19 protein-coding genes are annotated in these 20828 nt (G+C 65.8%); 13 read left to right on the top strand and 6 right to left on the bottom strand.

What is annotated here, in order from left to right:
* Positions 1–123 precede the first annotated feature (123 nt).
* Positions 124–1068, bottom strand: coding sequence for a LysR family transcriptional regulator (locus WS64_RS16930; protein WP_060967060.1), 945 nt, complete (start codon positions 1066–1068; stop codon positions 124–126).
* Positions 1069–1597: 529 nt separating this feature from the next.
* Between WS64_RS16930 and WS64_RS16925 the strand changes: the two genes are divergently transcribed.
* The 9 genes from WS64_RS16925 to WS64_RS16885 all read left to right on the top strand — a co-directional run bounded on the left by WS64_RS16925 (position 1598) and on the right by WS64_RS16885 (position 10249).
* Positions 1598–2929, top strand: a complete 1332-nt coding sequence (locus tag WS64_RS16925; RefSeq protein WP_060967469.1) for a cation:dicarboxylate symporter family transporter — start codon at positions 1598–1600, stop codon at positions 2927–2929.
* A 23-nt stretch (positions 2930–2952) separates the two neighbouring features.
* The gene (locus WS64_RS16920; RefSeq protein WP_059637578.1) at positions 2953–3513 is read left to right on the top strand and encodes a carboxymuconolactone decarboxylase family protein; all 561 of its coding nucleotides are present in this window, start codon (positions 2953–2955) and stop codon (positions 3511–3513) included.
* A gap of 11 nt (positions 3514–3524) precedes the next feature.
* Positions 3525–4352, top strand: coding sequence for an SDR family NAD(P)-dependent oxidoreductase (locus WS64_RS16915; RefSeq protein WP_059637575.1), 828 nt, complete (start codon positions 3525–3527; stop codon positions 4350–4352).
* The gene (locus WS64_RS16910; protein WP_060967059.1) at positions 4352–5188 is read left to right on the top strand and encodes an amidohydrolase family protein; all 837 of its coding nucleotides are present in this window, start codon (positions 4352–4354) and stop codon (positions 5186–5188) included. The genes WS64_RS16915 and WS64_RS16910 overlap by 1 nt, the downstream gene beginning before the upstream one ends.
* Positions 5189–5259: 71 nt before the next feature.
* On the top strand, positions 5260–6045 hold the full coding sequence (locus WS64_RS16905; RefSeq protein WP_060967058.1) for a substrate-binding domain-containing protein: 786 nt from the start codon (positions 5260–5262) through the stop codon (positions 6043–6045).
* Between the two features lie 32 nt (positions 6046–6077).
* Positions 6078–6968 (top strand): alpha/beta fold hydrolase, encoded by an 891-nt coding sequence (locus tag WS64_RS16900; protein WP_081103863.1) that lies wholly within the window; start codon positions 6078–6080, stop codon positions 6966–6968.
* 62 nt (positions 6969–7030) lie between these two features.
* Positions 7031–7924 (top strand): alpha/beta fold hydrolase, encoded by an 894-nt coding sequence (locus WS64_RS16895; RefSeq protein ID WP_322111788.1) that lies wholly within the window; start codon positions 7031–7033, stop codon positions 7922–7924.
* A gap of 86 nt (positions 7925–8010) precedes the next feature.
* A complete protein-coding gene (locus WS64_RS16890; protein WP_059637877.1) occupies positions 8011–8913 on the top strand; it encodes an amidohydrolase family protein in 903 nt (300 codons plus the stop codon).
* Positions 8914–8917: 4 nt separating this feature from the next.
* Complete coding sequence (locus WS64_RS16885) at positions 8918–10249, top strand: MFS transporter (protein WP_060967057.1); 1332 nt, start codon at positions 8918–8920, stop codon at positions 10247–10249.
* A gap of 108 nt (positions 10250–10357) precedes the next feature.
* Here the strand turns inward: WS64_RS16885 and WS64_RS16880 are convergent, their stop codons facing one another.
* The 3 genes from WS64_RS16880 to WS64_RS16870 all read right to left on the bottom strand — a co-directional run bounded on the left by WS64_RS16880 (position 10358) and on the right by WS64_RS16870 (position 14579).
* A complete protein-coding gene (locus WS64_RS16880; protein ID WP_060967056.1) occupies positions 10358–11539 on the bottom strand; it encodes a fumarylacetoacetate hydrolase family protein in 1182 nt (393 codons plus the stop codon).
* Between the two features lie 32 nt (positions 11540–11571).
* Positions 11572–13353 (bottom strand): IlvD/Edd family dehydratase, encoded by a 1782-nt coding sequence (locus WS64_RS16875; protein WP_060967055.1) that lies wholly within the window; start codon positions 13351–13353, stop codon positions 11572–11574.
* A gap of 188 nt (positions 13354–13541) precedes the next feature.
* Positions 13542–14579, bottom strand: a complete 1038-nt coding sequence (locus WS64_RS16870) for a LacI family DNA-binding transcriptional regulator (protein ID WP_081103862.1) — start codon at positions 14577–14579, stop codon at positions 13542–13544.
* Between the two features lie 297 nt (positions 14580–14876).
* On the opposite strand from WS64_RS16870, the gene WS64_RS16865 reads away from it, so the two are divergent.
* The gene (locus WS64_RS16865; protein ID WP_060967053.1) at positions 14877–16223 is read left to right on the top strand and encodes an MFS transporter; all 1347 of its coding nucleotides are present in this window, start codon (positions 14877–14879) and stop codon (positions 16221–16223) included.
* Positions 16224–16425: 202 nt separating this feature from the next.
* Here WS64_RS16865 and WS64_RS16860 read toward each other — a convergent pair whose 3' ends face one another.
* The gene (locus WS64_RS16860) at positions 16426–17592 is read right to left on the bottom strand and encodes a pyridoxal phosphate-dependent aminotransferase (protein WP_060967052.1); all 1167 of its coding nucleotides are present in this window, start codon (positions 17590–17592) and stop codon (positions 16426–16428) included.
* A 53-nt stretch (positions 17593–17645) separates the two neighbouring features.
* Between WS64_RS16860 and WS64_RS16855 the strand changes: the two genes are divergently transcribed.
* The 3 genes from WS64_RS16855 (at position 17646) to WS64_RS16845 (ending at position 20046) form a co-directional block, all read left to right on the top strand.
* A complete protein-coding gene (locus WS64_RS16855; RefSeq protein ID WP_244166607.1) occupies positions 17646–18296 on the top strand; it encodes a GntR family transcriptional regulator in 651 nt (216 codons plus the stop codon).
* Positions 18297–18555: 259 nt separating this feature from the next.
* Entirely contained in the window at positions 18556–19353 is a 798-nt protein-coding gene (locus tag WS64_RS32995; RefSeq protein ID WP_167351630.1) for a tetratricopeptide repeat protein, read from the top strand.
* 210 nt (positions 19354–19563) lie between these two features.
* Positions 19564–20046: a hypothetical protein gene (locus WS64_RS16845; protein WP_081103860.1), complete on the top strand. Its 483-nt coding sequence runs from the start codon at positions 19564–19566 to the stop codon at positions 20044–20046.
* A gap of 202 nt (positions 20047–20248) precedes the next feature.
* On the opposite strand, the gene WS64_RS16840 is transcribed toward WS64_RS16845, so the two are convergent.
* A complete protein-coding gene (locus WS64_RS16840) occupies positions 20249–20824 on the bottom strand; it encodes a DUF308 domain-containing protein (RefSeq protein WP_060967048.1) in 576 nt (191 codons plus the stop codon).
* Between the last annotated feature and the right edge of the window lie 4 nt (positions 20825–20828).

Here is a 20828-nt window from a genome sequence, read left to right as displayed (position 1 = left end):
GGGTGGCGAGCACCGGCTTCACGGGCCGCGCCGCCGGAGCACGGCGACGCCGTCCGCCGCGAGTACACCGAGGCCGGCGTCGAGCACGGACGTGTGCAACGCCATCCCATCGTGTCGGGCGGGCTATTCGCCTGCGCCGGCAGCGAGCCACACGACCTGATCGCTCCAGGGCTGGTCGCGCGTAAAGCGGAACAGTGTGTCCTTGAGCAGGCGGATCCACGCATCGACCAGTCGTGACGGACGATTTTCGCGCAACGTGCTGATCGACACGGTCGAGCGGATCGCCGGCCGCTCGATCGCGATCGCCTTCAATTCGTCCCTCGCCAGTTCTTCCTGGATCGCGACGTAGGTGAGCAGCGAATAGCCGACGCCCGCGCGGACGAGCTGCTTGGTCAGCGCGACGCTGTCGATCTCGAATTCGACGCGCAGCCGGACGCCGTGCTGAACGGCGGCCTGGTCGATCAGCCGCCGGTTGCTGTGCGGCAGGCCGGGCAGGATCAGCGGCACGTTGGCGAGATCGCGAATTTGCATGTTCCGGGTCGCGAGCACCGAATCGGGCGGCGCGACGAGGATCAGCGGCTCGCTGAAGAGCGGCACGATGTCGAACGCATCGAGCGGCGGTTGGTTGTAGACCACCGCGAGATCGACGCGCCGGTCGAGTACCCATTCCTGCAGCGAGTTGCTGAGCCCCTCGCGAACGTGCAGCGATACGCCCGGCCAGTGCGCGTGAAAGTCGCGAACGAGATCGGTGCCGATCAGCCGGCCGATCGTCGGCGGCAACCCGACGGCGAGATAGCCGCGCTCGGCATCGGCGCTGGCGCGTACCTGGTCCGCCGTTTCACTGACCATTCGTGTGATCATTTCGGCATGCTCGAGCAGGCGCGATCCCGCGGCCGTCAAACGTACGCCACGGCCGTAGCGCGTGAAGAGCGCCACGCCGATTTCTTCCTCGAGCTTGGCGATCTGCCGGCTCAGGGCCGGTTGCGCGATATACAGCTCGGCAGCCGCGCGGCTGAAACTGCCGGCGCGCGCGACGTGAATGAAGCTGCGCAGTTCTCGAATGTCCATGTCGATCTTAGGGTCTGTTTACATACGGAACACACATGCGTTGCCACGAGAACGGCCGCTCGCGAGGCGTGCGACGCCGCGAATACTGGACGTATTCGCAAGGAGCACAACGCGGCGAGCGGCCGTTCTCGTGGCAACCCCAAATTAAAAAATCATTCCAGGGGAATGCCCGAAATCGCCCGCATGGCGGCGTCGCGCGTCGCTTGTTTGGCTCGGCCAAACGGCGCTCCTTCCTCCTTGCCCTACGAGCGATTTCGGGCATTCGCATGTGCGTTCCGTATGTAAACAGACCCTAAGCTATGCCGTCTTGGCATAGAAATACATGTTCATAAGGTCTTTGTCAAAAAAGTCGGCGAATTCTATGCTGAGAACAGATAGCAAATCGACCTATAACGATTCCGGAGACACCATGCCGCCCCGTTCTCGCATCCATTCCATTCCACGTTCGCCTCGTTCGCGGCTGCGCCGCTGCTGAGCGTTTTCCCGCTCCGCCGACGAATCATCGACAACGATATAGGAAGGAATGCTGATGAAAAGTTTGAAGAAACTTCACGTCCAGGTATTGATCGGGCTGGCATGCGCGATCGTGCTGGGCCTGCTGGCGCCCAAGGCCGCGATCGCGATGAAGCCGTTCGGGCAGGGATTCATCGCGCTGCTGAAGATGATGCTCGCGCCAATCATCTTCTGCACGCTGGTGCAGGGCATGGCCCACGTGAAGGACCTCCGGATGCTCGGTCGAATGGGCGTGAAATCGCTCGTGTACTTCGAAGTGGTCAGCACGATCGCGATGGTGCTGGGCTTCGCGATGGTCAACATGTTCCCGCCGGGAGCGGGCCTCCATGCCGCCAACATCGCCGAGAGCGCCGAAGCGCTGAAGACGACGTCGAATGCCGGCGAGATCTCCGCTGTCACGTATTTGCTGAGCCTCATTCCGCATACGCTCGTCGATGCATTCGCGAAAGGCGACATCGTGCAGGTCCTGATCATCTCGATCCTGGCCGGGCTCGCGCTGAACGTATCGGTCGGCGCCGATTCGGTGGTGCTGCGCGGCATCGACGAGACGCAGAAGGTGCTGTTCCGGATGCTCGCGTTCATCATGCGGCTCGCGCCGCTCGGCGCGTTCGGCGCGATGGCGGCCGCGGTCGGAAGCTACGGCGGTGTGACGCTGCTGTACCTGTTCAAGGTCATCGTTCTCTATTACGCGACGTCCGCGATCTTCGTGTTCGGTGTGCTCGGCGCAATCAGCTGGTCGATCGGCCTGCCGTTCGGCGGGATCATGCGGTTGATTCGCGACGAGCTTCTGCTGACGCTCGGTACGGCGTCCAGCGAAGTGGTGTTTCCGCGCCTCGTCGAAAAGATGAAGCGGGCCGGCTGCGACGAGGTCGTGGTCGGGTTCGTGCTGCCGGCCGGCTACAGCTTCAATCTCGACGGCACCGCGATCTACATGGCGATCGCGATCGGCTTCATCGCGCAGGCAACCGATACGCCGTTCTCGCTCTGGCAGCAGTTGGGCCTGCTCGCGATTCTGAGCCTGACGTCCAAGGGCGGCACGACAGTTGCCGGCGGCGCGTTCGTCAAGCTCGCCGCCACGCTGCAGTCGGTCCGCTCGCTGCCGCTCGCCGGGCTCGGCCTGCTGTTCGGCATCGACCGGATCATGGCGACCGCGACCGCGCTCGTGAACGTGGTCGGCAACACGATGGCGGTATTCGCGATCGCCCGCTGGGAAGGCCTGTTCGATGCCGCGGCGTTCAACCGCGAAACCGGCCGCACGGCGCGACGGTCGATGCTGCGCTCGCGCGCCGCGGCCACCCCTGCCGATGCACGGACCGAACGGTCCGGCACGGCCGCCGAAGCCAACTGAATTCTGTCGAGGTGATGTCATTCATGGAACGTATTGCACCGCTCGCCCACGAGCAACTGTCCGACGAACAGCGCCACGTGTACGACGCCATCGCCAGCGGGCCTCGCAAAGGCGTGCGCGGTCCGCTGGCCGTCTGGCTGCATCGCCCCAAGCTCGCCAGTTGCGCACAGGCCCTCGGCCAGTACTGCCGATATGACAGCAGCGTGCCGCCGCGGCTTTCCGAGCTGGTCATCCTGTCGATGGGGCGCCACTGGCTGGCCGAGTACGAATGGGCCGCGCACAAGCCGTTCGCGCTGGCGGCCGGGCTCTCGATCGACGTGATCGATGCGATTCGCGACGGCGTCGAGCCGCCGTTCGTCCGCAACGACGAGAAGCTCGTCCACGCATTCGTGACGCAGTTGCATGAACGGCACGAAATCGGCGACGCCCTGTATGCGGCGCTCGTCGACACGCTCGGCGAAGGCGCGGTCGTGGATCTCGTCGGCATTGCCGGCTACTACACGCTGATCTCGATGACCATCAAGGTTTTCAACGTGCCGCCGCCCGCTGGCGTCGCACCCGAACTTCCCGCAACACACGGTTGAACACACACATCATGAACGACACATCCATCAATGAAGCAGGCGCGGGCCGTCTGCAAGGCAAGGTCGCGATCGTGACCGGCGCGGGCTGCGTCGGCCCCGGCTGGGGCAACGGCCGCGCCGTGGCCGCACTGTTCGCGGCCGCGGGCGCGAAGATCTTCGCCGTCGACATCAACATGGAGGCGATGACGGAAACGGTCCGTCGCGTCACCGAGCTTGGCGGCGAAATTACCGCGCATACGTGCGACGTCACGAACAGTGGCGCCGTCGCGGCGATGGTCGACGCATGCCGCGAAACCTATGGCCGGGTGGACATTCTCGTCAACAACGTTGGCGGTTCGTCTGCGGGTGGCCCGGTCGCTCTGTCGGAAGAGGCGTGGGACAAGCAGGTCGCGTTCAACCTGAAGAGCGTCTACCTGACCTGCAAGCACGTGCTGCCGATCATGGAGCAGCAGGGCGCCGGTGCGATCGTCAACACCGCGTCGACCTCCGGCATCCGCTGGACCGGCTCCGCGCAGGTCGCGTACGCCGCCTGCAAGGCCGGCGTGATTCAGCTGTCGAAGGTGGTGGCCGTCGAATACGCGAAGAAGGGGATACGCGTCAACACGGTCGTGCCGGGGCAGTTGCATACGCCGATGGTCGAGGCGCGTCTCGCCGGGCAACGCGCCGGCGGCGATGTCGACAAGTTGCTCGAGAGCCGCCTCGCCCGCATTCCGCTCGGCTTCATGGGCGACGGCCGTGACACGGCGAACGCCGCGCTGTTCCTGGCCTCGGACGAAGCCCGCTTCATCACCGGGACGGAAATCGTCGTGGACGGCGGCATGACGGCACGGTGCGACTGATGGTGCAAGCTCGACCGGGCTGCCCGACAGGCAGCGCATGGGATTGCCACACGCACGTCTACGGGCCGTGGGACCAGTTTCCGGTGCCGGCCGACGCCGCCTACCAGCCCGAGGCGGCGCCGATGACGCGCTTGCTCGCGATGCACGAACGGCTCGGCGTCACGCACGGTGTGATCGTCCAGGCCGCGTGCTATCGGCACGATCACGCCGCGTTGCTGGCGGCGATCGCCGCGACCGGCGGTACTTATCGCGGCGTCGCGCTCGTCGACGACACGATGGACGACGGGACGCTGCGCGCGCTGCATGAGGGCGGCGTACGTGGTATCCGCTTCAACTTCATGGGGCACCTGCCAGGCGAGCGCGATACCGGCAAGCTGCTGCGTACCACGGAGCGCGTGGCGGCGCTCGGCTGGCACGTGTTGCTGCACGGCCGGCTCGCCGAAGTGCTGCCGGTGCTCGATACGTGGGCCGGGGTCGACATTCCGATGGTGATCGACCACATGGCGCGACCGTCGTTGGACACACCGTGGACCGACGACGAACGCGACGCGTTGCTCGCGCATCTCGGCGATCCGTATCGCTGGATCAAGCTGTCCGGCGTGGATCGATTCGCAGGCGGCGACGCGCGCGCATGGCCCGATGCGCAGCCGCTTGCCCGCCGGCTGCTCGATGCCGCGCCGGACCGCTCGATCTGGGGATCGGACTGGCCGCATCCGAACATCGAAGGCACGCCGCCGGACGACTTCGCGCTGCTGACGTTCGTTCGCGGCCTGTGCGGCGACGACGCGCTTGCGGACGCCGTGCTGGCCGGCAATCCGCTGAGGCTTTACGGCTGAGCCGAAGCCGTCGGCGAATCGCTGCCCGGCGGACGAACGAAAACATGCAGAGTGCACCTCGAGGAGGAGACATGAAGGAAAAAACGAGCAGGCGGGCCTGGCTGGCCGCCGTGGCATGGGTAACGCTGTGTGCGGCGTCGCCTGCGGCGCATGCCGACGACATTCGCGTACTGGCGACCGGCGCGCTGCACGGCGCGTTCGAGCAACTGGTGCCGATGTTCGAAAAGTCGTCGGGGCATCGTCTCGAGATCGCCTGGGGGCCGTCGTACGGCACGTCGCCCGAGGCATTGCCGATGCGCTTGCGCAACGGCGAGCAGGTCGACATCTGCTTCATGATCAAGCCAGCCCTTCAGCAGGAAGTGGACGCCGGCCGATTCGACCGCGCATCGCTGTCGGATATCGCCGCCAGCGGAATCGGCGTCGCGGTGCGCAAGGGACTCGCCGTGCCCGACGTCAGTACGGACGACGCGCTGCGTCGTGCGTTGCTCTCCGCCAGATCGGTTGCCTTCTCCGAAGGAGCAAGCGGCACCTACATCGTCGGCACGCTGTTCAAGCGGCTCGGCATTGCCGAACAGATGAAATCGAAGAGCGTGCTGATTCGCGGCAAGGAACTCGTCGGCGCCGCACTCGCGCGCGGCGACGCCGAGCTGGGGCTGCAGCAGATCAGCGAGCTGAAGGTGACGCCGGGCATCGAGTTCGCGGGTCCGCTGCCTGCCGACGTGCAGAAAACCAGCGTGATATCGGCGGCGATCGCCGTGCATGCGCCGGCCGCCGACGCGTCGCGCGCGTTCGCGGCGTTCCTGAAGACGGCGCCGGCTACCGCGGTGCTGCACGAGACGGGCCTCGACCCGCTTTGACGCAATGGTCCGTATCGACCCATGAGGAGACGATGAAAGCGAACAAGATCCTGACGCGGTTCACCCTGACCGCCGCATTGGCGGCGTCGGTCGCCGCCTGTACCACGCATCCTGTCGACGCGAATGCGGTTCGGCGCACGCTCGTGTCGAAGGGCGACGTCCAGATCGAAACGCTCGCGCAAGGGCGCGGGCCGGTGATCGTGATCCTGCCGTCGCTGGGGCGCGGCGCGGAAGATTACGACGAAGTCGCGCGCCTGCTCGCGCGAGACGGATTCCGCGTATTGCGGCCCCAACCGAGGGGCATCGGCCGTAGCACGGGGCCGATGGCCGGTCTCGACCTGCATGCGTTTGCAGCGGACGTCGCGCTCGTGCTCGATCACGCGCACGCCGGGCCTGTCGTGATCGTCGGGCACGCATGGGGCAGCCAGCCCGCGCGCATGCTCGCGGTCGACCGCCCCGATCTCGTGCGCGGCCTCGTGATGGCCGCGGCTTCGGCGGGCAAGCTGCCGCCGGGATCGACGGAGAAGCCCTACGGCCGCCTGCGTGAAGCGATCGACGGCGCGGGCGACCCGCGGGTGCCGCAAGCGCAGCGGCTGGTCTACCTCCGGCAGGCGTTCTTCGCGCCGGGGCACGACCCGAGCGCATGGCTGACCGGCTGGTATCCAGCGGTGCATGCGGCGCAGGCGCATGCGCGCAACGTCACGCCGATCGATGCGTACTTCGGCGGCGGTATGGTGCCGATGCTCGATCTGCAGGCGCAGTACGACGCCGTCGTCGTGCCGAACGTGTTCAAGCCGTGGCTCGGCGATCGCGTGACCGTGCAGGTCGTCGACGATGCGGGCCATGCGATGGCGCCCGAGCAGCCGCGCGCGATGAGCGATGCGATCGCGGCTTTTGCGCGCAAGGTCTACGGCGCGAATTGATCGGCAGCGGTACGCGCGGAAAGTAGCAAATGGATTCGTCAATCAATCAGGAGACGCGAAACATGATGAAGGGTTCGAAGCGCGGCATCGTAGCCGCATGCGTGTTGTGGTGGGCGGTGTCCGCCTTTGCATCGTCCGGCGCGGCCGCGGTCGACCGGGAAATCGTCCGGCACGGCGATGTACAGATCGAGGTGATGCGCGAGGGGCAGGGGCCGCTGATCGTGATTCTGCCGTCGCTCGGACGCTCGGGCCGGGACTATGACGCGGTCGCCGCGCGGCTCGCGGCCGATGGTTTTCGCGTGCTGCGCCCGGAGCCGCGCGGCATCGGGCAGAGCAAGGGGCCGATGGAGAACCTGTCGGTTCACGATTTCGCGGCGGACGTCGCGATGGTGATCGAGAACGAGCATCGCGGCCCGGCGATCGTCGTCGGCCACGCGTGGGGCAATTTCCCGGCACGGATGCTTGCCGTCGACCGGCCCGACCTCGTTCGCGGCGTCGTGCTCGCGGCCGCGTCCGCCGGCAAGGTACCGCCCGGCTCGACGGAGAAGCCGATCAGCGCGGAGATTCGGCAGGCGATCGACGGCGCCGGCGATCTGTCGCTGCCGGAAGCGAAGCGAATCGAATACCTGAAGAAGGCATTCTTCGCCCCGGGCAACGATCCGCGGGTCTGGCTGGACGGCTGGCATGCCGCCACGCACGACGCCGAATCGCATGCGCGCGAGACGACGCCGGTCGATGCGTATTTCGCGGCCGGCACCGCGCCGATTCTCGACCTGCAGGCGGAACACGACGCCGTCGCGCCGCGTCGGTTCTCGAACGTGTTGAAGTCGATGCTGGGCGACCGCGTGACGATCGTGAGGATTCCGGATGCCGGTCATGCGCTTGCGCCCGAGCAGCCGGCCGCAATGGCCGACGCCATCGCAGCGTTTGCGCGGAAGATCGCGAGCACGCAGTGAAGATTCGTCGACGGCGGCTCGTTCGGGCCGCCGGTTCGACGCCGTTCGCCGGCAGAGCATCGCTTACGCTCGAGGAATCCACCGACATGACCACGACTTCCCCGGCTACCTCCGGGTCCACGCGCCGATTTTCGCCACCGCCGCTGGCCGAACCACGCCGGCCGCTCTTGCGCCTGCCTGCCAACAGCTGCGACGCGCATTGCCATGTGTTCGGGCCGTTCGACCGTTACCCGTTGCCTGACGATCGCAGCTTCGATCCGTCCGCTGCGCCGGAAACGGCGTTGCGGCGCCTGCACGAGCGCCTCGGCTTCTCGCGTGCCGTGATCGTGCAGAGCCAGGGACATGGGTTCGATCACCGCGCGATGCTTGATGCGTTGCGCAATGGAGCCGGGCGTTACAAGGGCGTCGCGCTCGTTCGGCCGGGCGACCCGGACGCGCTTCTTGCGGAGTACGACGCGAACGGGGTGTGCGGCGCACGGTTCAACTTCCTCGCGCATCTCGGCGGCCGTCCGGACCTGGACGCGGTCAGGACGGTCGCCGCCCGCATCCGGCCGCTCGGCTGGCATATGGCGATTCACGTGTCCGGGCAGGACATCGCCGAATTTTCCCCGTTCATCCGTTCGCTCGACATGCCGGTGGTCATCGACCACATGGCGCGGGTCGATATCGACGAAGGAGCGGACAGCCCGTCGGTGCGTGCCCTGTGTGCGTTGCTCGATACCGGAAACGTGTGGGTCAAGCTGTCGGGCGCGGACCGGATGTCCAAAACCGGTGCGCCGTTCGAGGACACGTTGCCCGTCGCGCGCCGCTTCGCCGAGCACGCGCCCGAACGCGTGCTATGGGGCAGCGACTGGCCGCATGTGAACCTGGGCCATCCGATGCCGGACGACGGCGACCTCGTCGACCTGATCGAGCGGATCGTGCCGGACGAGACGCGCCGCATCCGGATGCTGGTCGACAATCCCGCCCATTTCTTCGGATTCAGGTGAACCCATGGCATCGACGCTCTCCATTGCGCACGACCAGCCGGATGTGACGAACGACGCCGCACTCCAGCGTGCATTGCGCAAGAACCTCGTTCGCCTCGTCCCGCTGCTGGCAATCGGCTACTTCTTCAATTACATCGACCGGACCAACATCGGTTTCGCGGCGCTGACGATGAACAGCGATCTCGGTCTGACCGGCAGCCAGTTCGGCATGGCGGCCGGGCTGTTCTTCATCGGGTACTGCGTGCTCGAGGTGCCGAGCAATCTCGCGCTCTACCGGTTCGGCGCGCGGCGCTGGCTGGCCCGGATCATGATCAGCTGGGGGCTGCTGTCCGCCGCGTGCGCGTTCATCCAGGGGCCGACCAGCTTCTACGTGCTGCGTGTACTGACCGGGGCGGCCGAAGCGGGCTTCTTTCCCGGCGTGCTGTTCTACCTGTCGTGCTGGTTTCCGAAGGCATGGCGCGTACGGGTGCTCGCGTGGTTTCTGGTGGCGATCCCGCTGTCGTCGGTCGTGGGCGGCGTGCTGGCGGCGTTCATCATGCAACTGGACGGAACCGGCGGCCTCAAGGGCTGGCAATGGCTGTTCATCGTCGAAGGGTTGCCTGCGTGCGTGCTCGGCCTGCTGACCCTGCGGCTCTTGCGTGATCGGCCCGAGCAGGCGGAATGGCTGACGCAAGAGGAATCCGCGGCGCTGTCGGACGTGCTTGCCCGCGAATCGGCCGAGTTGCCGCAACGGAACTTCGGCGCGGTGCTTCGCGACGTGCGGGTGTGGATCATGGTCGGCATTCTCTTCTGCTACTGGATCGGCATCAACGGCATCGCGATCTGGCTGCCGCTGATGCTGAAGGGGCACGGGCTTTCGACGTTCGCGGTCGGGCTGCTGTCGGGTGTGCCGTACCTCGTCGCGGCGGTCGTCATGATCGCGTGGGCGCGGCTGATGGAGCGCCAAGGGCGGCACCTGCTGCATCTCGCGCTGGCGTGTGTCGTCTCCGCAGCGGGCCTGATGTTCGCCGTCGCGTTTTCGTCGCTGCTACCCGCGCTCGTCGGCATGGTGTTCGCGGTGATCGGGCTGAGCGCGGCCCGACCGGCGTTCTACAGCCTGCCGTCACGATATCTGACCGGCGTCGCCGCGGCGGGCGGCATGGCGTTCATCAATTCGATGGGCAGCCTCGGCGGCTACGTCGGACCCTGGATGGTCGGCGTGCTGAAGGATGCGACGCATTCGTATGCGCCGGGCATGTTCGCGATGTCGGTGTCGCTCTCGCTGGCCGCGCTGTTGACGTGGGGCCTCGCGGTTTACACGCGACATGATGCGTCGGAGCAGGCGAACGGCACGTGACGCGCGTTCTATCGCACATGACATTGCGCGACCGCTTCAAGGGCGGATCATTGACCGCGATATCGTCACCGCGAGCAGCGCGCCGCTCGCATGGCCTGTCTCGACGCCTCACGCAGCAAGCAGCCCGCGCGCGGCCAGATTCGCATACAGCGCGCGCACGCCGAAGGTCCACGGCGCGATCTCCGTGCAAAGCCGCACGGTGTTGACGAGCGCGCCGAGCGCGGGTGTCGAGATCGTGACACGGTCGCCGAGGTGATGCGTGAATCCGCCGCCAGGCGCGTCGCGATCCTGGATCGGCGAGAACATCGTGCCGAGGAACAGCATGAAGCCGTCCGGATACTGGTGATGCGCGCCGCAGGTCTGCGCGACGAGGTCGGCCGGGTCGCGGCTGATCTCGCGCATGTGGCTGATGCCGTCGAGCACGAAGCCGTCGTCCGCGCCTTCGACGCGCAGCGACACGCTGCATTCCCGCACGCCATCGAGCGTGAAGCCATCGTCGAACAGCCGCACGAACGGGCCGATCGCGCACGAACCGTTGTTGTCCTTGCATTTGCCGAGCAGCAGCGCCGAGCGGCCTTCGATGTCGCGCAGGTTCACGTCGTTGCCGAGCGTCGCGCCCACCGGCCTGCCGTCGCTGGCCACGGCCAGCACGATCTCCGGTTCCGGGTTGTTCCACACCGACACGGGCAGCAGCCCGACGTCCGCGCCGAAGCCCACCGCGGACATCGGCTGCGCCTTGGAGAACACCTCGGCGTCCGGGCCGATACCGACTTCCATGTATTGCGACCACGCGCCGCGGCGCTCGAGTTCCGCCTTCAGGCGCATCGCCGCTTCCGAGCCGGGCACGATCCTCGACAGATCGGTGCCGATGGTCGACGCGATGGTGTCGCGTACCTCCCGCGCCTTGGCCGGATCGCCGCCGGCCTGTTCCTCGATCACGCGCTCGATCAGGCTCACGGCAAAGGTGACGCCGCACGCCTTGACGGCCTGCACGTCGCACGGCGCGAGCAGGTGCGTGGCGCCCGGCGTGCCGTCCAGCGCCGCCTGCAGCAGCGGCTCGACGCGGCCGAGCGATTCGCCGGGGGCGGTGCGCGCGACGGCAACGGCATCGGGGCGGTCGAACAGGTCGGCGGTGGTCGGCGCGGTGCGCGTGATGTCGAACACTTCGCCGCCGCGTACGGCGACGACGCTCGGGCCCGCGTGGGCGCCGTCATCCCGCCAGACGCGGCCGATCAGCAGCGCGTGGGCGAGGTCGTGCGGAAGGCAATCGGAAACGGAAGGAGTACGCATGATCAGCTCGGCAAGGTTTGGGGGCGGCGGGGTCAGTGCGAATGGCGCGGGTTGCCGCGCTGCTCGATCACCTTCAGGTACAGCGTGGCCGGTTCGAGGCAGCCGCCGGTGGACAACTGGCCGACGAACCGGCGATAGAGTTCCTGCCACGGCGTTTGCGCTTGCGGCACGGTGAAGCTTGCGGTTTCGCGGCGGCGCGCGAGTTCGTCCTCGTCGACGAGCACGTCGACGCTGCGGCGATTCAGGTCCACGCGAATACGGTCGTTCGTGCGCAGCAGCGCGAGGCCGCCGCCCACCGCGGCTTCCGGCGACATGTTCAGGATCGACGGGCTGGCCGACGTGCCGCTCTGGCGCCCGTCGCCCATGCACGGCAGCGACGTCACGCCGCGCTTCACCAGCTCGGCAGGCGGCGCCATGTTCACGACTTCCGAGCTGCCCGGGTAGCCGACCGTGCCGCAGCCGCGGATCACCAGGATGCAGTGCTCGTCGATGTTCAGCGCGGGATCGTTGATGCGGGCGTGGTAGTCCTCCGGGCCGTCGAACACGATCGCGCGCGCCTCGAACGTATTCTCCGCGCCCGGCTCGGCCAGGTAGGTGCGGCGGAACGCGTCGCCCACCACCGACATCTTCATGATCGCGCTGTCGAAGAAGTTGCCCGACAGCACCATGAAGCCGGCGCCGTGCTTGAGCGGCGCGTCGGGCGTACGGATCACGTCGCGGTCGGCGTCCTGCGCGGTGTCGGCGATTTCCCCGACCGCGCGGCCCGACACGGTCAGGCAGTCGCGCCGCAGCAGGCCGGCCGCATCGAGCTGGCGCAGCACGGCAGGCACGCCGCCGGCGCGATGGAAGCTCTCGCCGAGGTATTCGCCGGCCGGCATGCAGTTGACGAGCAGCGGCACGGCTTCACCGAAGCGCTGCCAGTCGTCCAGGCTCAGTTCGACGCCCATGTGGCGCGCAATGGCGATCAGGTGCGGCGGGCAATTGGTCGAGGCGCCGAGCGCGGACGCGACGACGATCGCATTCTCGAACGCCGCGCGCGTCATGATCTTCGACGGGCGCAGGTCTTCGCGAACGAGTTCGACCGCGCGCTTGCCGGTCGCGTAAGCCATCTGGCCGCGCTCGCGGTAGGCCGCGGGAATGCTCGCGCACCCGGGCAGCGACATGCCCAGCGCCTCGGCGAGGCTGTTCATCGACAGCGCCGTGCCCATGGTGTTGCAATGGCCGATCGACGGCGACGATGCCGTGGTCAGCTGCATGAAGCCTTCGTAGTCGATCTCGCCGGCCGCGAGCAGGTTGCGCGCATGCCAGATCACCGTGCCGGAGCCGACGCGCTTGCCCTCGTGCCAGCCATCGAGCATCGGGCCGCCCGACAGCACGATGGCGGGCAGGTCGACGGTGGCGGCCGCCATCAGGCAGGCCGGCGTGGTCTTGTCGCAGCCGGTCGTCAGCACCACACCGTCCAGCGGAAAGCCGTGCAGGACTTCCACCAGCCCGAGGTAGGCGAGGTTGCGGTCGAGCGCGGCGGTGGGCCGGCGGCTTTGCTCGGCCAGCGGATGCACGGGGAACTCCATCGGAATGCCGCCCGCGTCGCGGATGCCGGCCTTGGTGCGCTCGGCGAGCTCGATGTGGTGACGATTGCATGGCGCCAGATCGCTGCCTGTTTGCGCGATACCGATGACAGGGCGGCCCGACTGCAGCTCCTCGCGCGTCAACCCGTAGTTCATGAAGCGCTCGACATAGAGCGCGGTCATGTCTGCATGCGCGGGGTCGTCGAACCATTCCTGGCTGCGCAGACGGCGGGGGGTGTGTGACATGGCAGGCTGTCTCCGAAGGGCCTTCTTGATTTTGCGTGCCGGATGGTACCGGTAACATCGCCTGGATGTTAGCACGGGTTTTTTGCGTCGCGGAAGGGATTTCGTGCGCCCGTCGCGAAGGTGTGGGGCAGGGGATCGGTGCGAAGCCGCGCATGTCGCGTGTCGGCACGCGCCCGGCCGTCGGCCGGTCAGGCGCTTTCCCGCGGGATGATCGTGTAGTCGATCCGGATGCTTTTCGACCCGGTCGGCGCGCCGCCGTCGCGCGCCTGCAATGCCGCCAGCAACGCTTCGCCCGTGCGTCGCCCGATGCCGTACGCGTCGACCGATACCGTTGTGATCGTCGGATGGCAGCATGTCGCCACTTCGAAATTCCCGAAGCCGGCCACCGCGATGTCGGCGGGCACCGCCAGCCCGCGCCGGTGACATTCCATGATCGCGCCGAACGCCGACATGTCGCTCACGCACATCACCGCATCGGTATCCGGCCATCGCTCGAGCAGCGCGGCCATCGCGGGCCCGCCGTGGCTCATCGTGATCGGCGATTCGCCCAGCCGCACGACGCGCGGCTCGCCGAGCGCCTGCGCCTTGATCTCCGCCTGGTATCCCTTGAGCCGGTCGAGGCCGCGGCGATCCAGTTCGCTGGCGCCGACCAGAAAGCCGATGCGCCGGTACCCGCGCTCGGCCAGGTGGCGCACCATCGCACGGGCGGCGCGCACGTTCGAGAAGCCCACGGCGGTGTCGATCGGGCGCGTGGGCAGGTCCCACATCTCGACCACGGGAATCGCCGAGCGCTCCAATACCTTGCGCGTCGCATCGGTGTGCTGCGACCCCGTCAGCGCGATGCAGCGCGGCTGGTGCCTCAGCATCGAGCGCACCAGCCGCTCTTCGCGTTCCAGATCATAGTCGGTGTCGCCGAGCAGCAACTGGAGGCCATGCGGCTCGAGCGCATCGGTCAGGCCGCGCACGGTATCCGAGAAGTTGGAGCTCGACAGCGACGGCACCAGCACCGCGACGAATTCCGACCGCCCCGACGACAGCGCACCGGCGGCCGCGTCGGCCACGTAGCCGAGCTGGTCGATCGCCTCGCAGACCCGTGCGCGCGTCTCCGCGGCCACGCTGTGGCCGGCGAGCACACGCGACACCGTCATCTTCGATACGCCGGCAAGGCGCGCTACGTCGGACATGCGGGGCGGCCCGGCGGGCCGGACGGCGGTAGGACTGGGCATCGGAATCGCGGTCGGGAGAAGGCTGGAAAGGCTACATCATACCGGTGCGGCATACCGTGCAGGCCAGCCCACGCGTGCACGTCGCCGCCATGCCCGTACTAGGGAAACCACGCGTTCGGCGGCACTTGTACGTGCGTATCGCCGCGTGCTACCTTCGAATTTGTTACCGGTATCAGCTTGCCGATCGCTCCCATCGCCTCGTCGGCTTTTTTTTGCCACGGAATGTTATCGGTAACATCGATGCGTCAAACGCACTCGCCGGTACGAAGAAGACCTACACAAACTGGAGACAGACCGATGCCATCCCTAACGCAGGCCGCTGCCGCACCGGCCGCGGCCGATTCGTCCGAGGACGCGCTGTACCGCAAGGTCATGCGGCGCATCCTGCCGTTGCTGCTGCTGTGCTACGTCGTGGCCTACCTGGACCGCGTCAACGTGGGTTTCGCGAAGCTGCAGATGCTCGACGACCTGAGCCTGAGCGACGGCGTCTACGCGCTCGGCGCCAGTATCTTCTTCTGGGGCTATTTCCTGTTCGAGATGCCCAGCAATCTGCTGCTGCACCGCTACGGCGCACGCTTCTGGATTGCGCGAATCATGATCACGTGGGGCATCGTGTCGTCGTCGATGGCCTTCATCGTGCCGCTCGCGCAGTTCTTCCACGTGCAGACGACCACGATGTTCTACACGCTGCGCTTCCTGCTGGGGCTGTGCGAAGCGGGATTTTTCCCGGGCGTCATCCTGTACATGAACTACTGGTTTCCGGCGCGGCGTCAGAGCGTGGCGATGTCGGGCTTCCTGGTCGCGATCCCGCTGAGCCTGACGCTGGGCAGCGTCGTGTCCGGCTGGCTGATGGAGCAGACGCACGGCCTGTCGGGCATGAGCGGCTGGCAATGGATGCTGCTGCTCGAAGGGCTGCCGTCGATCGTGGTGGCGTTCATCGTGCTGGCCTGCCTGGGCGACGGCCCGCAGTCGGCGAAGTGGCTGTCCGCTGACGAAAAGGCGGTGCTGTCGCGCAACCTCGAATCCGAGGCCGTGCACAAGTCCCACAGCATCGGCGCCGCGCTGCGTAGCCCGCGCGTCTGGCTGCTCACCTTCATCCTGCTGACGTTCAATACCGGCTTCTACGGGCTGGCTTTCTGGCTGCCGTCGATCATCCGCGCGTCGGGCGTGCAAAGCCCGCTGCATATCGGAGTGCTGACCGCCATTCCGTATCTGACGGCCATCTTCGCGATGGTGTGGAACGCATCGCACTCGCGCAAGACCGGCGAACGCCGCCTGCATGCGGCGATTCCCGCGCTGATCGGCGGCGTCTTCCTGATCCTGAGCGCGGCGTTCGCGCAGAACGTCGCGCTATCGATCGTATTCCTGACCATTGCCACCTGCGGCATTCTCGCGCTGATGCCGATCTACTGGACCTTTCCGGGGCAGATCCTGTCCGGCACGGCCGCGGCCGCCGGCATTGCGCTGATCAACTCGGTGGGCAACCTGTCCGGGTTCACGGGCTCGATGATCACCGGCGTCGCCAAGCAAATGACCGGCAACATCAACAACGGTACCTATGCGCTGGGCGCCTGCCTGCTGGTCAGTTGCGTACTGATCGCGGCGATCCCGCGCGACATCCTGCAGCCGCCGGCGGGGCGGTAGGGCGTTCGCTCGATGTGACGTCCGGCCAGGGGGGCATCGCGCCGCCCCGGCGCCGGATGCATCACGCCACGCGAATTGTCACGAGCGGTACTTTCGCAAAAGACGGTGTCTCATGTGAGTCCGTGCGACCGTTACAAACGGAAACCGTGATACCTCCCGCCAGGGACGCTCGGCGCACTATGCAGCGTTCTCGTGGGCGCCGTCATGCGCCCTCCAGTGCGAAGCGCACCTTGTCGCCGAGCGTGCGCAAGCGCTCGACCGGTTCGTTCGCGAACACGAAACGGACATACGCGTCGCCGTGCGCAACGCCCCATCCGGTCATGGCCGTTGCACATACACCGTGGTTCAGCAACCGCTCCGACATCTGCGATCCGGTCAGGCCGAAGTCGGAGACGCGCAGCAGCATCGACCAGCCGCCCGCCGGCATGCCGAACGGAAGCCCCGACAGTTCGGCGGCGACCGTGTCGCGCCGCCTCTCGAGTTCGCTCACGTAGCCAGGCAGATCGGATGCGGAATGTTCGAGCGCAACCGCCGCAGCCTCCTGGGCAATGCCGACCGGCACCACGACATTGGCGAGCGACACGGCCACAAGGTCGGGAATCAGCCATTCCGGCGCGACGATCCAGCCTACCCGCCAGCCAATCATGCGCAACTCTTTCGACGCCGCGCCGACCGTGACCGTGCGCTCGGCCATGCCGGGCAGGCCTGCGGGATGGATCACCGTGCGGCCATCGAAGAGCAGCCGTTCCATCGCGCTGTCGAGGATCAGCAGCAGATCGTTCTGCACACACAGGCTCGCGATCAGTTGCCAGTCGGACGCATCGAAGAAACCGCCTGACGGCATCGACGGAGACATCAGCAGCATGGCTCGCGTTTTCGGGCCGATCGCTGCGCGCAGCGCGGCTTGGTCCAGCTTCCATTCGCCGCCCGGCGTGAAGGCGAACGGTACTTGCCGAGGTACGCCGCCTGCGAGGCGGACGCGATTCAGCAGACCCGCGTACGTCGGATCGGTGACGATGACTTCGTCGCCTGTCTCGACGGTGGCGAGCAGCGTGTTGAGAATGCCGGAGAGTCCGCCCGCCGACACCACCACCTGGTCGGCCGTGAAGTGCTGCCCCGAAAGCGCCGACACGTGGGCAGCAGCGCTCGCGCGCAGCCGATCCTGACCGACGAATGGCAAATAGGAGTTGGCTGAGTCTCGCTGGATTGCCGCGCGGGTGAAGGCGAGTGCCTCTGAAGTGGGTGGGATGTCGGTATCGAGATTTTCGAGTCGCAGAAGGTCGACGCCGGCATGATCGGCGATCGAACCCATGCGATCGACGCCGATTCCGGCGATGTGCTGCAGACGGGCAGGGCGGTGGTGGCGCATCGGGCCTCCGATTTTGTTACAATTTAATAGATAATATATGCATGGTGGTCGGGATGAATTTCGAAGTCAAGGAGGATCGCTCGCTGGCCGATCGGATCGCTGCCGCATTGGCGGACCGCATCATTTCGGGTGCCATCGCGCCGGGAGAATGGCTGCGTCAGGACCACATCGCCGCTGAATTCGGCGCGAGTCATGTGCCGGTACGCGAGGCGTTCAGACGGCTGGAAGCGCAGGGGTTGGCCGTGGTGGAACCACGACGAGGCGTGCGGGCGGCGCCGCTCGAGGCGGCGGATGTAATCGAAATGGCAAAGATGCGCGCTGCCTTCGAGGCGCTGGCGCTGCGTGAGTCGATTCCCGCTCTCGACGCAGGGGCGCTGGAGGAACTCGATGCGATCCTCGATCAGGAGTCGGCGGCGCATGGCATAGCCGTGCTCGGCACGCTGAATCTGAGGTTTCATCGCGCATTGACCGCGCGGTGCGGGATGCCGCGGCTCATCGCCGCGATTGGCGACATGCATCGGGCCAGCTCGCGGCATCTGTATGCGACGTGGCAGCGACTTGAGTGGCAGGATCGCTCGAACGACGAACATCGGGACATCGTTCGGGCGATACGCGAGGGGGATGTGGATGCGGCGTGTGCGGCCCTGTCCGCGCATATTCTGGCTGCGGGGGATGCGCTGGCTCAGGCGTTGCGGAGCCGGTAGGGATGTGGGTCGAGCCGGGGGAGGGGGGCGTCGACCGGTCCGAAAGGCCAGTTTGGGGAATGGCTGGCGTTTCCTCGGGGTGGCTATAGTTAAACGCGTCGGGCGGCATTCGGGCACTTTCGGACGTTCGACGCCGAGGCTCAGATGGTCGACAATCACGCTCATAGTCGAGTGCGTTCGCGAACTGGAACGCCTTGATTTGGGTGGATGTCCTGATACAACTTACATAGGCCCGGTCCCTCCGCTTGGCAGATACGGTATGCAATTTCGCGTGACTAAAACCTGTATTAACCTCATTGCCGTGTGGACCTCTTGCCTCCTCACAGCTCAATGCCCATCTGCATCAGCTCAGACAGTTTCCGTTAATTCTTCTGATGGCGGTCGAGACTCTGGTTCGGTTGCGGTGAAGCAGCGAGTCGACCCAGTTTGTGCGGCAAGCACAGCGACGATCGCCAGTTTCGAGAACGCCAAAGACGCCGCTATGAAAGGTGATCCGACAGCGCAACATAACCTCGGTGTCATCTACTGGTGCGGAATTGGCGTGAAGCGCGACTTTGTCGAAGCCGCAGCTTGGTACCACAAGGCGGCCGAACAGGGCTATGGACACTCGCAGTTCAATCTGGCAGAGATGTACCTCCATGGATACGGCGTCCAACGTGACGAGGTAACAGCTACGTACTGGCTCCGCAAAGCGGCCGATCAAGGTCAGGCCATGGCCCAGTCAGAACTGGGCAATCTGTACTTCCTCGGAATCGGTGTGCACGAAGACGACGCTCAGGCGGCGACATGGCTTCGCAAAGCCGCCATACAAGGCGATGAGAGTGCTCAAACAAAGCTGGGTTTGATGCTAAAAAATGGCTTCGGCGTTCCGCAAAATCTGATTGCGGCATATGCCTGGTTAAAGATTGCTGAAACTACGCATCCTGGATCGGTAGTCGGGCTTCTGGGCTATCGTCCGGAACTGTCCGGCGACTCACTGTCGGCTGCCGAGGAAATCGCACGGAACTGGAGAGTCGGAACGTTGGTGCCCGAGGACGTTGGGCCAACGAGGCCGTAGTTGAACGCCTCCCAACGTCGCTTTTTGAAGTTGGGCAGAATTGTTCGTTTGAAGGTCCGTTATGCGCGACGCTGAATGACCCAAGCGGGTTGGCTACAGCCGACCCCGTCGGGCAATATTCGGCCAAGCGCGGTCGGCGAAACCACAGACGTTGCGGGGTGTAGCGGAAAGACCTGTCCTGAGCAACCTCAGTCAGCCAAGCCTTACGTCATGAATGCAAATCTAGGTATTGTTCTTCATAAAAGCGAGCGGGAATCGACGCTGCGACGGTTGCCTCGTGAGACAAGAACCTGGGGCGATGAGGTCGTGGAGGTTGACACACCCGATCGCTATGCATTTCCGGGTCTCGACGGTGTCGAATTCCAGATTTATCCGGTCACCGACTTTATTCGGAGCCAGTTGCCTGCAAATGAAAGGTCTGCAAGGCTGGAGTACGCGTGGATGACCGGTGCGGCCTTGAGCAGTTACGCATTTTGGAGCAAAGCACACCACGACGACGCGGCATTTGTCCCGCTCGAACTCGGCTTGATCACGTTGCTACGTCAACTCCGTTTTTGGGCCGTATTGTTTGCCCCCGAAGGGGAAAGGGTCGGCGAGGTTGCCGCCTTTAGCGCTGAAGATACGGTGCGCCTTCTTAGGCGTAGTGTGCAGAGCATGGCTGAATGTCCGGGGTTTCTGGCACTTAGCGAATAGCTGCCAGGCGTTGCCGAATGGACGCCAGCAGCGGGTCACGTCGCTCAGACCCGCTCGCGTCGCGCCACAACTGCCGTTCTCTGCCGCTTGTTTTCACCACTGCGGCCATCTGGCCGACCTCATGCTTTCCACAACGCGTGGCCTTGACCGCAGGCACAGCGATGCCGACCTGTGGAACGACATCTTCCTTCCGACCGCCGGCTCACGACACACTGCGCCGCATCCCCCGCACCTGCAACCAAATCGCGGATATCAGAAAATAAAGCGCACCGACTGCCGCATAGCCTGCGATCTTGACGATCGCGGGCGGCATCGCCGCATGGCTTTGGACAATGAAGAACAACCCGGCCAGCGCCGATTGCGCACCGCTGAGGATCATCACCCACTGTGCGCCGGCATGCTTCCAGCGCCGCACGGCGGTGCCGAGTTGCAGCGCGCCGGAGAGAATCGCCCAGACGCCGAACACCGCGAGTACCGCGGGCATGCCCGCATTCAACGCGGGAAATACCGCCAGTGTCGTGACGGCGCTGATCGCGACGTTGACCGCCTGCGTGCGGTTTTCTGCCATCCCGCCGCTGTGAGAAAGGTCGACGAAATTGGCGAGCGCATCCCAGGCCGGATAAACGATCAGCAGGACCGCCGCGCCGGCCGCGCTCTGCCGGCCGACGGAAAACGCCAGCGCGACCCAGATCAGCGAGAACACCGCCCTGGAAAAGTAGTACCGTTTCAGCCATTGTTCGTCGGCAGGGGGATGAAATTCGGGGTAGCGGTCAGCCATTTGC

It is taken from the genome of Burkholderia anthina (assembly GCF_001547525.1).
In the GTDB taxonomy this organism is placed as follows: Bacteria; Pseudomonadota; Gammaproteobacteria; order Burkholderiales; family Burkholderiaceae; genus Burkholderia; species Burkholderia semiarida.
Note: the sequence above shows the minus strand (reverse complement) of the source record. Positions and strands in the feature narration are given on the sequence as shown.

Bases quoted from the DNA above. Each gene is read 5' to 3' on its own strand.
- WS64_RS16930 (WP_060967060.1), bottom strand. From the start codon at position 1,068: ATGGACATTCGAGAACTGCGCAGCTTCATTCACGTCGCGCGCGCCGGC.
- WS64_RS16925 (WP_060967469.1), top strand. From the start codon at position 1,598: ATGAAAAGTTTGAAGAAACTTCACGTCCAGGTATTGATCGGGCTGGCA.
- WS64_RS16920 (WP_059637578.1), top strand. From the start codon at position 2,953: ATGGAACGTATTGCACCGCTCGCCCACGAGCAACTGTCCGACGAACAG.
- WS64_RS16915 (WP_059637575.1), top strand. From the start codon at position 3,525: ATGAACGACACATCCATCAATGAAGCAGGCGCGGGCCGTCTGCAAGGC.
- WS64_RS16910 (WP_060967059.1), top strand. From the start codon at position 4,352: ATGGTGCAAGCTCGACCGGGCTGCCCGACAGGCAGCGCATGGGATTGC.
- WS64_RS16905 (WP_060967058.1), top strand. From the start codon at position 5,260: ATGAAGGAAAAAACGAGCAGGCGGGCCTGGCTGGCCGCCGTGGCATGG.
- WS64_RS16900 (WP_081103863.1), top strand. From the start codon at position 6,078: ATGAAAGCGAACAAGATCCTGACGCGGTTCACCCTGACCGCCGCATTG.
- WS64_RS16895 (WP_322111788.1), top strand. From the start codon at position 7,031: ATGATGAAGGGTTCGAAGCGCGGCATCGTAGCCGCATGCGTGTTGTGG.
- WS64_RS16890 (WP_059637877.1), top strand. From the start codon at position 8,011: ATGACCACGACTTCCCCGGCTACCTCCGGGTCCACGCGCCGATTTTCG.
- WS64_RS16885 (WP_060967057.1), top strand. From the start codon at position 8,918: ATGGCATCGACGCTCTCCATTGCGCACGACCAGCCGGATGTGACGAAC.
- WS64_RS16880 (WP_060967056.1), bottom strand. From the start codon at position 11,539: ATGCGTACTCCTTCCGTTTCCGATTGCCTTCCGCACGACCTCGCCCAC.
- WS64_RS16875 (WP_060967055.1), bottom strand. From the start codon at position 13,353: ATGTCACACACCCCCCGCCGTCTGCGCAGCCAGGAATGGTTCGACGAC.
- WS64_RS16870 (WP_081103862.1), bottom strand. From the start codon at position 14,579: ATGCCCAGTCCTACCGCCGTCCGGCCCGCCGGGCCGCCCCGCATGTCC.
- WS64_RS16865 (WP_060967053.1), top strand. From the start codon at position 14,877: ATGCCATCCCTAACGCAGGCCGCTGCCGCACCGGCCGCGGCCGATTCG.
- WS64_RS16860 (WP_060967052.1), bottom strand. From the start codon at position 17,592: ATGCGCCACCACCGCCCTGCCCGTCTGCAGCACATCGCCGGAATCGGC.
- WS64_RS16855 (WP_244166607.1), top strand. From the start codon at position 17,646: ATGAATTTCGAAGTCAAGGAGGATCGCTCGCTGGCCGATCGGATCGCT.
- WS64_RS32995 (WP_167351630.1), top strand. From the start codon at position 18,556: ATGCAATTTCGCGTGACTAAAACCTGTATTAACCTCATTGCCGTGTGG.
- WS64_RS16845 (WP_081103860.1), top strand. From the start codon at position 19,564: ATGAATGCAAATCTAGGTATTGTTCTTCATAAAAGCGAGCGGGAATCG.
- WS64_RS16840 (WP_060967048.1), bottom strand. From the start codon at position 20,824: ATGGCTGACCGCTACCCCGAATTTCATCCCCCTGCCGACGAACAATGG.